The 11,537-nt window shown below is 72.7% G+C and carries 9 protein-coding genes; 4 read left to right on the forward strand and 5 right to left on the reverse strand.

Annotation, left to right across the window (positions count from 1 at the left end; all coding sequences use genetic code 11):
• Positions 1-73 precede the first annotated feature (73 nt).
• Positions 74-1,069, reverse strand: a complete 996-nt coding sequence (locus ABT112_RS10445; protein WP_351507730.1) for a TNT domain-containing protein — start codon at positions 1,067-1,069, stop codon at positions 74-76.
• A gap of 478 nt (positions 1,070-1,547) precedes the next feature.
• Between ABT112_RS10445 and ABT112_RS10450 the strand changes: the two genes are divergently transcribed.
• Positions 1,548-2,912 (forward strand): M28 family metallopeptidase, encoded by a 1,365-nt coding sequence (locus ABT112_RS10450; protein WP_351507732.1) that lies wholly within the window; start codon positions 1,548-1,550, stop codon positions 2,910-2,912.
• A 336-nt stretch (positions 2,913-3,248) separates the two neighbouring features.
• On the opposite strand, the gene ABT112_RS10455 is transcribed toward ABT112_RS10450, so the two are convergent.
• From ABT112_RS10455 to ABT112_RS10465, 3 genes are all read right to left on the reverse strand, one after another.
• The gene (locus ABT112_RS10455; protein WP_351507734.1) at positions 3,249-4,532 is read right to left on the reverse strand and encodes a LolA family protein; all 1,284 of its coding nucleotides are present in this window, start codon (positions 4,530-4,532) and stop codon (positions 3,249-3,251) included.
• Positions 4,533-4,905: 373 nt separating this feature from the next.
• A complete protein-coding gene (locus ABT112_RS10460; RefSeq protein WP_351507736.1) occupies positions 4,906-5,916 on the reverse strand; it encodes a polyprenyl synthetase family protein in 1,011 nt (336 codons plus the stop codon).
• A 241-nt stretch (positions 5,917-6,157) separates the two neighbouring features.
• Entirely contained in the window at positions 6,158-7,123 is a 966-nt protein-coding gene (locus ABT112_RS10465) for an NAD(P)H-binding protein (RefSeq protein ID WP_351507738.1), read from the reverse strand.
• A gap of 81 nt (positions 7,124-7,204) precedes the next feature.
• Between ABT112_RS10465 and ABT112_RS10470 the strand changes: the two genes are divergently transcribed.
• From ABT112_RS10470 to ABT112_RS10480, 3 genes are all read left to right on the forward strand, one after another.
• Entirely contained in the window at positions 7,205-8,140 is a 936-nt protein-coding gene (locus tag ABT112_RS10470) for an AraC family transcriptional regulator (RefSeq protein WP_351507740.1), read from the forward strand.
• Between the two features lie 321 nt (positions 8,141-8,461).
• Complete coding sequence (gene fahA, locus ABT112_RS10475; protein WP_351507742.1) at positions 8,462-9,673, forward strand: fumarylacetoacetase; 1,212 nt, start codon at positions 8,462-8,464, stop codon at positions 9,671-9,673.
• Positions 9,674-10,001: 328 nt separating this feature from the next.
• Complete coding sequence (locus tag ABT112_RS10480; protein WP_351507744.1) at positions 10,002-10,634, forward strand: Uma2 family endonuclease; 633 nt, start codon at positions 10,002-10,004, stop codon at positions 10,632-10,634.
• Between the two features lie 57 nt (positions 10,635-10,691).
• Here the strand turns inward: ABT112_RS10480 and ABT112_RS10485 are convergent, their stop codons facing one another.
• Positions 10,692-11,510, reverse strand: coding sequence for a glycerophosphodiester phosphodiesterase (locus tag ABT112_RS10485; RefSeq protein ID WP_502975308.1), 819 nt, complete (start codon positions 11,508-11,510; stop codon positions 10,692-10,694).
• Positions 11,511-11,537 lie beyond the last annotated feature (27 nt).

Genomic DNA, 11,537 nt, shown 5'->3' on the forward strand with positions numbered 1-11,537 from the left:
CTTCAGGTGCGGGGGTTCAGGTGCTGCGGTTCAGGTGCTGCGGTTCAGGCACTGCGGTTCACGGTGCGGCAGGTCAGTTGATCCGCGCCAGGGTGCCGTTGCGGACCAGCTCCCCGACGGTGTGGCCGGTGACGGTCGGGCAGAAGTTGCTCGACGTCACGTACTGGGTGCCGTTGCCCGGCTGCTCGAACGCCGGGGCGATCGGCCCCGCGCAGACCGTGAGATCCCTGGTCACCCGGTAGAGGTGGTAGTTGAAGGGGTAGCGCGGATCGGTCGTGTCCAGGCTGGACGGCGGGAGGGCGCGCTCCCCGTACCGGGTGCCCGCCGGGGAGAGGAACCGGCCGGCCTCGTTGCCGAAGCGGTCGACCTTCGTCCCCGCGTGGAGCACCAGCGGCGCGGCGATGGGGTTGCCCTCGGAGTCGAGCTGGAAGCCGTCCTCCGGCGGGTACTTCCAGTCGCCCTGGCCGGAGTCCAGCGTCGGGTCCCACCACTTGTTCAGGAACTCGACCGGGGTGAGGTGCCCGAACCGGTGGTAGCCGCCCAGGATGTTGCCCAGGATCCCGCGGGTCGGCAGCCGGGTGGGGCCGAGCCGCCAGTCGCCGCAGAAGTACTGCGAACGGTCGGCGTACGCGTAGGGCGGGGGCACCAGGCCGAGGCAGATGGGGCGCATGTCAGGCCGGTTGGCGGCCGGCCGGCCGGGGCGCTCGGACTGGCCGGGGCGTTCGGACTGGCCGGGCCGGACCGGAGCCGGCAGCGTCTGCGGCCGCTCACCCCGCTGGGGCTTCCGTGACGGCTGCGGCGCGCTCGGGTGGTGCGCTCCGGGGCGGTGCTGCTTCGCGCTCTGCCCGTGGCCCTGCTTCCGCTTCGGCTTCGGCTTGGGCTTGGGGTTCGGCTTCCCGTGCTCCTCGGCCGCTTCCCCGGCCGGTGCTCCCGGCTGAGCCGCCGCGGCGATTCCGGCACTGCTGCCCGACGCCGAGGGAGCGGCCGACGACACGGCCGAGCCCAGGAGCAGGGAGCCTGCCAGACCGGCCGCGGCCACCAGGCTCGCACCCCATCTGAACGATCTCACGGAACCTCCAGAAGACGTTGGTGCCCGGGGCACGCCTCGGATTCGGGCGTCGAGTCGGTGAGAGCCGGGGACGGCCCTGCCCGTGGAGAGGTGACGGGAGGTCCGGCCCCGTGGAGAGTGACGCGTGCCGATGATCACTCAAGCCGAGGAATGGGCCGGCGCCGCACCGGGACGCGGCCGTTGCACCCGGATGGCCGCGGCCTCCCACCGGGACGGACCACCGGGAGAAGCGGCCCGGCCCGCCGCCGCGGGGGGCCGCTGTCGCGCGGTCCGCCGTCGTGCGGCCGCCCCCGCGTGACGCTCCGGACCGATATGCGGCAGAGCGTGTCCGAATTCCGCCCTTGACGCTTCGTCAGCCCCGCCTCAGCATCATGCTCGCGTCAAGGATTTGTGCTCGCTCCAGTGCCCTGTGGTCACCCAGCCGCAGGGCTTCCTGTTCGTTCCGTCCTCATCCCGTTCGGAATACGGAGCCCCCACCATGTCTGCACGCATTCCTGGCACCGACCGCGGCCCTGCCCGAAGATCCTGGATACGCCGGGCCGCCACCGTCACCGTGGCCGCCGGCGCCCTCGCCGGGCTCGTCGTCTCGGCCCCCGGCGCCGCCGGCGCGGCGCAGCCCGCCTCCGCCGCCCGGCCGTCCGCCCTCGCCCCGCCGGACATCCCGCTCGCCAACGTCAAAGCGCATCTGAGCCAGCTGCAGTCGATCGCCACCGCCAACGGCGGCAACCGCGCCCACGGCCGCACCGGCTACAAGGCCTCGCTGGACTACGTGAAGGGGAAGCTGGACGCGGCCGGGTTCACCACCACCGTCCAGCAGTTCACCTCCGGCGGCTCGACCGGCTACAACCTGATCGCCGACTGGCCGGGCGGCGACCCCGACCAGGTGCTGTTCGCCGGGTCGCACCTCGACTCGGTCAGCTCGGGGGCCGGCATCAACGACAACGGCTCCGGGTCGGCCGCCGTCCTGGAGACCGCCCTCGCCGTCTCCCGCGCGAACCTCCAGCCGGCCAAGCATCTGCGGTTCGGCTGGTGGGGCGCGGAGGAGCTCGGCCTCGTCGGCTCCCGGTACTACGTCAACAACCTGCCGTCCGCCGAGCGCTCGAAGATCGCCGGGTATCTGAACTTCGACATGATCGGCTCACCGAACCCGGGGTACTTCGTCTACGACGACGACCCCACGATCGAGACCACGTTCAAGGACTACTTCGCGGGGCTCGGCGTGCCCACGGAGATCGAGACCGAGGGCGACGGACGGTCCGACCATGCCCCGTTCAAGAACGTCGGGGTGCCGGTGGGCGGCCTCTTCACGGGCGCCGACTACCGCAAGACGGCCGCCCAGGCCCAGAAGTGGGGCGGTACGGCCGGACAGGCGTTCGACCGCTGCTACCACTCCTCCTGCGACACCACCACGAACATCAACGACACCGCGCTCGACCGCAACGCCGACGCCATCGCCCACGCGGTGTGGACGCTCGGCACCGGGACCACCCAGCCGGGGACGGTCTTCGAGACCACCGCGGACGTGAGCATCCCGGACAACGGCGCGGCGGTGACGTCCGCGCTGGAGGTCACGGGCCGCACGGGCAACGCGCCGTCGGCCCTGAAGGTGGGGGTCGACATCAAGCACAGCTGGCGCGGTGACCTGGTCGTCGACCTGGTGGCACCGGACGGGACCGCGTACCGGCTGAAGAACTCCAGCGGTTCGGACTCGGCGGACAACGTCATCGCCACCTACACCGTCAACGCCTCGAGCGAGGCGGCGAACGGCACCTGGAAGCTCAAGGTCCAGGACATCGCGGCCCAGGACACCGGCTACATCGACAGCTGGAAGCTCACCTTCTGACGGGCCGTCCGGCCGGTCGCACGGGGCCGTGCCTCCGGGCACCGGTCACGCGCGGCCCGGGCCCTGAGCCCGGGAGCCCGGGAGCCCGGGAGAGCATCCGCCGGAGCGAGCACGGTGGAAGACCGGGGCCCGGACGCCGACCGGCGTCCGGGCCCTTGGTGCCGTGGCGGCTCGTGCGGCCGCGGCGGCACCACCCGGGCACGGAGGGGTACGGCCCGGGACCTCATGGATGACGCGATGGCGGACCGGCTCGGCACCGGACCGCCACGGCGTCCACGCGGTTGCGGCAGCCGCGTCCGCTCGGCTGCGGCCACTCGACCGCGTTAGCGGCCTTGATCAGTGGGCCGCGTTCGCGGCCTTGATCAGTGCGGCCTTGTCGACGGCGCCGACGTAGACCCCGCCGTCCTCCGTCATCAGGGCGTTGACCAGGCGGGTGCTGAACACCGTGCCCTTGCCGAACTTCCCGCTGACCTTGTCGCCGAAGCTGTCCAGGGGCGAACCGGACGCCTCGGGGCGCGCCTTGTCGTCGCCGGAACCGCCCTGGTGGGAACCGGAGCGCGGGGCCTGGAGCTCGGCGATGGACGCCCAGCCCTCGCCGATGACCTTCGGCCCGCTTCCGTCACCGGAACCGGCCGACGGGTCGAAGGGGAGGCCCAGGTCCGGAGCGGACATCCCGTCCTTCTCGGCCTTCTTGTCGAGGTCCCCCTCCTCCGTGACCTTGGCGCCCCGGGGCGGCGTGAAGTCGAAGGTGCCCGCGTCGGGCTTGGCGAAGTCGACCGAGGTGAAGCCCGCGTCGAGGACCGGCTTGCCGCCGCTCTTCGGGGACAGCGTGAACTTCAGCGGCACGCCGTTCTCCGCGTCCACCGCGATCCGGATCGAATCGACCGTGGACTGAGCCTGCTTGGGCTGGATCACCAGCTGGTAGGCGTCCCGCCCGGCGATCTTGGCCGTGCCGTCGACCGTGACCCGGGTCGTCTTGTCCACGGCCGTCAGCGCCTGCTTCGCGAGGGCCTGCGGGGTGGCCCGGTCCGGCAGTTCCCGGCGGTCGGAGTCCCCGGCGTCGGCCTTGGGCCCCTTGGCGTGGAACACCGCCTTGTCGGCCGAGGCGTACGCCCAGACGTCCTGGCCGTTGTGGACCATGGTGTACTCGTCGCCGCCGTCGAGGACGGAGAGCCGGTGCTTCTCCGGGCCGTCCGCGGCGATCTTGAGGGTGTGCGATCCCGTGGCCAGCTCCATCAGCTTGGCCTGCGGGTCGAGGGCGGCGCCGTCCTTGGCCCCGCCGCCCTTGCCCCCGGCGTCCTTCATCGCGTCACCGACGAGGCCGCCGCCCGAGCCGCCGGGCATCGAGGGCAGCCCGAGGTCGGTGTCGATCTTCACGGTGCCGGAGACCTGCCGGACGTCGGAGGCGGCCATCTTCGCGATCAGCTTCTCGGCCGACACCTTCGGGAGATCCGGGGCGCCCACGCCGGCGAAGGCGGGGACGAGCCCGATCGTGAGGGCCGCCACCCCCGCCAACCCGACGACCGGGACCACGTAACGTCCGGCCCTGCGGCCCGTTGCGGTGTCGTCCCCTTCCGCTTCCCGTACGTCGCTGACCTGTGCCGGTCGCTTCCTGAGCATCTGCTCTACCTCCGTCGTCGGCGGCGGTTGGTCGATGGCACCCGTGGGGCTCGTCTCGCGGACAGTGACACTGTGCCCGCCGCTGTTGTGCTACTAATCCCATCAAACGGACCGGGGGGAATGCGTCACCCGACGGGATCAACTCGGTGTACGCCTACAGGATGAGACGCCCCGTCCGCACGGCGGAGCGCATACCGCTGGGGGCGGAGCATCCACTAGGGGTTCCGCGCTTCCGCGGCCCGAGTGCCCGGCGACCGGGCGGCAGTGCTTACACCGCGTGCGCCGTCCGCGCATCCTGCCGCGCCGTCACCCGTCGGCCGCGGCCGTGGTCAGCTCACCCTGTGCCGGGTCGGCCCGCCCGGCGCAAAGGGGGTCAGCCCGCCCGGTGGACCACCGCGTCGCACAGCGCTTCGAGGGCGGCCTTCGCGGGGCCGTCCGGCAGCGGCGCCAGCGTCGCGCGCGCCTCCTCCGCGTAGCGGATGGTGTCCCGGCGGGCCTGCTCCAGCGCCGGGTGGAGGCGCAGCCGGCGCAGGGCCTCGGTGTGCCGGGCGTCGTCGGTGAGGTCCCCGTCGAGCAGTTCGCACAGCTCGCGGTCGCGCGGGTCGCCGCTCGCCGCGGCCCGGGCCCGCAGGTGGAGCACCGGCAGGGTGGGGATGCCCTCGCGCAGGTCGGTGCCCGGGGTCTTGCCGGACTCGTGGCTGTCGCTGGCGATGTCGAGGACGTCGTCCGACAGCTGGAACGCGGTGCCGAGCCGCTCGCCGTACTGGGTGAGAGTGTCCACGACGGCCTCGTCCGCGCCCGCCATCATCGCGCCGAACCGGCAGGAGACGGCGACGAGCGAGCCCGTCTTGCCGGCGAGCACGTCGAGGTAGTGCTCGACCGGGTCCTGGCCGTCGCGCGGGCCGGCGGTCTCCAGGATCTGCCCGGTGACCAGCCGCTCGAACGCCTGCGCCTGGATCCGGACGGCCTCCGGGCCGAGGTCGGCCAGGATGTGCGAGGCGCGGGCGAAGAGGAAGTCCCCGGTGAGCACCGCGACCGAGTTGTCCCAGTTCGCGTTGGCGCTGGGCACCCCGCGCCGCACATCGGCCTCGTCCATGACGTCGTCGTGGTAGAGCGTCGCGAGGTGCGTGAGCTCCACGACCACGGCGGAGGGCACCACACCGGGGGCGTTCGGGTCGCCGAGGTGCGAGGCCAGCGCCACCAGCAGCGGGCGGAACCGCTTCCCGCCGGCCCGGACGAGGTGCTGCGCCGCCTCCGTGATGAACGGGACGTCGCTCTTGGTGGCCTCGGTCAGGCCCTCCTCGACGGCCGCCAACGCGGCCCGGACGTCGGCTTCCAGAGCCTGGTCCCGCAAGATCAGCCCGAACGGCCCGACGACGGTCACGAGGGGTTCTCCTGTCTGCGGACGACTACGTGGAATGTCGATGTGTCGCTGTCACCAGTGGCAGCGTATCCGGTCGCCTGGCGATCACAGCGGGCGCCTGCCCCGACCGGTACCCCTCACCCGCGCGAGCGGCACCAGGGGCGGTACCCCATACGACCTTGATCATCATTCCGTTCATCGACACCGGGCGCCACCAGCGCCGATACGCCCCTCCGCGGCACCCCTCCGCCCGGCCCCCTCCTCAGCGTTGCGCTTCCCGGACGCCCGACCAGACGCCGGCGGCAGCGGCCTCCCGCGCGAAGTCGACGAAGTCCCGGGGCGCCCGGCCGAGCACCCGCCGGACATCGTCGCTCAGGGAGGCATTGCGGCCGTCCAGGACCTCGGTGAAGAGGTAGGTCATCAGGGAGACGAGGTCCTCCGGCACGCCCTCGGCCGTCGCGGCGGCGGCGTACTCCGCCGCGGACACCGGGACGTAACGGACCTCCCGGCCGGCCGCCCGGCCGATCTCCCCGGCCACGTCCTGGAAGGTGAGGAGGCGGGGGCCGGTGAGCTCGTAGACCCTGCCCGCGTGCCCGTCCTCGGTCAGGGCCGCGACGGCGACGTCCGCGATGTCCCCGGCGTCGACGAAGGGCTCCGCCACGGCTCCGGCCGGCAGGGCGATCTCCCCGGACAGCACCGGCTCCAGCAGGAAGTGCTCGCTGAAGTTCTGGGCGAACCAACTGCCGCGCAGAATCGTCCAGTCGGCGCCGGACTCCCGCACCGCCCGCTCCCCGACGAGAGCCGCTTCCTCGCCGCGGCCGGACAGCAGCACCAGCCGCCGGACCCCGGCCTCCACCGCGAGCGCGGCGAAGCGGCGCACCGCGTCCGCGGCCCCGGGGACCGCCATGTCCGGGTAGTACACCAGGTACGCCGCGTCCACCCCGTGCAGCACGGGTGCCCAGGTCGCCGGATCCTCCCAGTCGAACGGCGTCTCGGCCGAGCGGGATCCGATGCGCACCGGCAGGCCGCGCTTCTCCAGGCGCTCCGCCACCCGGCGTCCGGTCTTCCCGGTGCCGCAGAGGACCAGAGTCGGCTTCTTCTCGTGTTCGTCAGGCGTCACGTTTCCGCACTCGCGCTCGCGCTCGTTCCTTCGCTCGTTCCCGTGCTCGCGCTCGTGCTCGTTCTTGCCCTCGTTCTCGTGCTCGTTCTCGTGCTCGTTCCGATTCATGGCTCCAGTGAAGCCGGGCCCGGTGAGACGGAACATGGCTGAAAGGCTCGCCCGCATGTGCAAGCGTCTACACTCGGCGGCATGGACGCGCTGGCGGGGCTCCTGACCGGACCGAGGGCCCGGGGCGCGTTCCTGCTCCGGTCGATCATGGAGCCGCCGTGGTGCCTCCGGATCGAGGACCGGGCTCCCCTCACCCTCGTGGCCCTGGTGAGCGGCGACGCCTGGATCGTGCCCGACGACGCGGACCCGGTCCGGCTGCGCCCCGGCGACATCGCGCTGGTCCGCGGCCCGGACCCGTACCGCGTGGCCGACACCCCGGACACCCGGCCGCAAGCGGTGATCCAGCCGGGGCAGCAGTGCACCACGGTGTCCGGCGAACCCCTGACGGAGCTCACGGACCTCGGCGTTCGCACCTGGGGGACGGGCCCCAGCGGCTCGACGGTCATGCTCACCGGCACCTACCAGCTGGACAGTGCGATCAGCAGGCGGCTCCTGGCGGCGCTGCCCGCGCTGGTGGTCCTGCCCGGGGACACCTGGGACTGCCCCGCCCTCACCCTGCTCGGCGAGGAGATCGTCAAGGACGAGCCGGGCCAGGAGACCGTTCTCGACCGACTGCTCGACGTGCTCCTCATCTCCGGCCTCCGGGCCTGGTTCTCCCGTCCGGAATCCGACGCCCCCCGCTGGTTCCGGGCTCACGGCGACCCGGTGGTGGGCCACGCCCTGCGACTGCTCCACAACGACCCGGCGCGGCCCTGGACGGTGGCCGCCCTGGCGTCCGGAACGGGGGTCTCCCGGGCCGCGCTCGCCCGGCGCTTCACCGAGCTGGTCGGTGAGCCGCCGATCGCCTATCTGACGGGCTGGCGGATGACCCTCGCCGCCGACCTGCTGCGCGAACCCGACACCACGGTCGGCGCCGTGGCCCGGCAGGTCGGCTACGGCAGCTCGTTCGCGCTGAGCACCGCCTTCAAGCGCGTCCACGGCATCAGCCCGCAGCAGCACCGGGTGCGCACGTCCTGAGCCGGCGCCCGTGGGGGCGAGGCGGACCGGCGGAAGGCGGCTGACGGAACGTCTCGGCAGAGCCCGCCAGGGCCGGACCGCGGCCCCCTCGGCAGAGCCCGTTCGGACCGGACCGCGGCCCCCCGGCCACCACGCTGTCCGCCCGGTGCCGCGCGGGGCCGGTGCCCGGCAGGAGGCCGTTCTCCGCAACCTGCCCCGACACAGGGGCCTTTCCGGGCAATTGCGAGGACTTTAGTATTCAATGCCCACCGGTCCGCGGCCCGCCTCGAGGCCGTAGCCTGTGGATCGACCCACGGCGGACAGGAAGGCGAGGCACCGACGATGCCCCAGCAGAGCCCGCTCGATCTTGCGCAAGGCGACCCCTTCGGCCTGCACAACCTCCCCTACGGCATCTTCAGCACCGCCGACGAGCCGGACCGCCGCCGCATCGGCGTCCGCTACGGGAACCACGTGCTGGACGTCCACACCGCGGGCACCGCTCTCGGCTCCCCGCACTCCGATGTGCTGGCGCACCCCACGCTGAACGCCCTGATGGCCGCGGGCCGCCCCACCTGGCAGGCCGTCCGGGCCGGGATCAGGACCTGGCTCGGCTACCCGGCCATCGAACCGTTCCTGCACCCGCTCTCCGACGTCACCCTGCACCTCCCCTTCGAGGTCGCCGACTACGTCGACTTCTACGCGAGTGAGCACCACGCCACGAACGTCGGCCGGATGTTCCGGCCCGACAGCGAACCGCTCACCCCCAACTGGAAGCACCTGCCGATCGGCTACCACGGCCGGGCCGGCACCGTCGTCGTCTCCGGCACCCCGGTCAGGCGCCCCCACGGGCAGCGCAAGTCCCCGGCCGACACCGCACCCGTCTTCGGCCCCAGCCGGCGGCTCGACATCGAGGCCGAGGTCGGCTTCGTCGTCGGCACCCCGACGGCGCTCGGCGAAACGGTCCCGCAGTCCGCCTTCCGCGACCACGTGTTCGGTGTCTGCCTGCTCAACGACTGGTCGGCGCGGGACATCCAGGCGTGGGAGTACGTCCCGCTGGGCCCGTTCCTCGGCAAGTCCTTCGCCACCTCGGTCTCCGCCTGGGTCACCCCGCTGGACGCCCTGGACGAGGCCCGCACCGCCCCTCCGCAGCGCGACCACGAGCTGCTCCCCTACCTGGACGACAGCGCGCTGGAGCCCGGCGGGCTGGATCTGCGGATCACCGTCGCGATCAACGGGCACCCGGTGTCCGAGCCGCCGTTCTCCACCATGTACTGGACGGCGGCGCAGCAGCTGGCCCATATGACGGTGAACGGCGCGTCGCTGCGCACCGGCGACCTGTACGCCTCCGGCACCGTCAGCGGACCCGCCGTCGAGCAGCGCGGCTGCCTGCTGGAGCTCACCTGGGGCGGCCGTGACCCGCTGGACCTGCCGGACGGCAAGCGCACCTTCCTGGAGGACGGCGACGAGGTCACCCTGACCGCCTGGGCACCGGGCCCGGACGGCGTGCGGATCGGACTGGGCGAGGTGACGGGGCGGGTCGCTCCCGCGGTGTGACGATCGGGGGCGTTCTGGGGGTGTGACCGGCGAGGGCTCCCGGCGTTGACCGGCCCCGGCGCTCGGGCGGTGTGACCGACCACCGGGCACACCCACGGGTGTGCGGCCGGGGGCGCTCACGGGGTGCCGCGGACCGCCCTCGCCACCGCGGTCACCGACGACCGGAATCGGCCGTGCGGGCCCTCGCCTCGCGGGAGGGTGAGAGGGAGCGTACGAGCGTCGGCACGGGTCAACGGCGCGCGACTCGGTCACACGTACGTGGGGACCTCATCCGTTTTCCGCCGATACGCTGGACCAACCGGCGAGACTCCAGCCCATGGGAGCACTGATGAGTGTCGAACCCGAGCCCGAGACCGAGCCCGTGACCGAGGCGTCGGGGCCCAGGTGGCCGATCCCGCCCGAGGGCGGCTGGACCGCCGACGACCTGGACCGGCTTCCGAACCTTCCTCCCCACACGGAGCTGATCGACGGGAGCCTCGTCTTCGTGAGTCCGCAGACCATCTTCCATACCCGCGCCGTCGACTTCCTCAGGCTGCGTCTGGAGTCGGCGGCCCCCGATGACCTGGAGGTCGTCCGGGAATTCACCATCGACATCGACCGGCAGAACCGGCCGGAGCCGGATGTGGTCGTGGTCCCGGGCAAGGTTGTCCTGGACGACGACCAGACCCGATTCCCGGCCGAGGAGGTCGTTCTGGCCATCGAGGTGGTCTCCCCCGACTCCAAGGCACGCGACCGCGAAGCGAAGCCGCTCAAGTACGCCAAAGCCGGGATTCCCCACTATTGGCGTGTTGAGAACGACAAGGGCCGGGCCGTCGTCTACGTCTTCGAGCTGGAGCCCGCGACCGGTGTCTTCGTTCCCACCGGAATCTTCCATGACCGGCTCAAGGTCTCGGTTCCCTTCACCATCGATCTCGACCTCACCGAGATCACCCCGCGCCGCGGCACCAACGCCAACACATAGACCGAAAGAGGATCGACGGGCAGGCGGTCGGCCCCTCCCGTCAGGCGGTAAGCCCCCTCACCGGTCCCCGATCTGCTCCAGTACCTGTCGCGGCCGGTTGGTGATCAGGGCCTCCACGCCGAGCCGGAGACAGAGCTCCACGTCCTCCGGCTCGTCCACCGTCCACACATGGACCCGGTGCCCGGCCGCCCGCAGCCGGGAGACGAGCTCCGGCCGGGACCGGACCAGGTCGATGCCCGGCCCGGCGATCCGCACCCCGCGCGGCAGCGCGGCGGCCCGCCCCGGCAGCGGCCACCGGCGCTCGGTGAGCAGCACCCGCGGCAGATCGGGCGCCAGGACCGCCATCCGGCGCAGCGCCGTCCGGGAGAAGCTCATCAGCCGCACCCGGGGCGGCTCACCGGGGACGCGCCGGTCGAGTCCGAACAGCCGTAGCTGCCGGACGAGTTCCTGCTCGACCCGGCCGCCCCACCGGGTGGGGTGCTTGGTCTCCACGGCCAGCGCCACGGGGCGCGGAGCGGAGGTGGCCAGGGCGAGCAGTTCGTCGAAGGCCAGCGCCCGGGCCGGCTCGGCGCCCTCGCCCCGCCAGGACCCGAAGTCGAGCCGGTCCAGCTCCGCCAGGGTCATCGCGGAGACGGCGCCCCGGCCGTCGGAGGTGCGGTCCACCCGCCGGTCGTGGACGCACACCAGTCTCCCGTCGGCGGTCAGCCGCACATCGCACTCCAGCGCGTCGGCTCCGTCGGCGATCGCCTGCTCGTAGGCGGCGAGGGTGTGCTCCGGGCGGTCGTGGGAGGCGCCGCGGTGGGCGACGACCTCGGCGGCCCGGTCAGGGGGCACGGCCGGGGTGCGGCGCAGGCGCTTGGGCTGTGGGAGGTTCACGCAAGCAGGCTGTCATCCGACGGTGAA

Origin of the sequence: Streptomyces sp. NPDC002055 (assembly GCF_040296705.1) — a bacterium.
Taxonomy (GTDB): Bacteria; Actinomycetota; Actinomycetes; order Streptomycetales; family Streptomycetaceae; genus Streptomyces.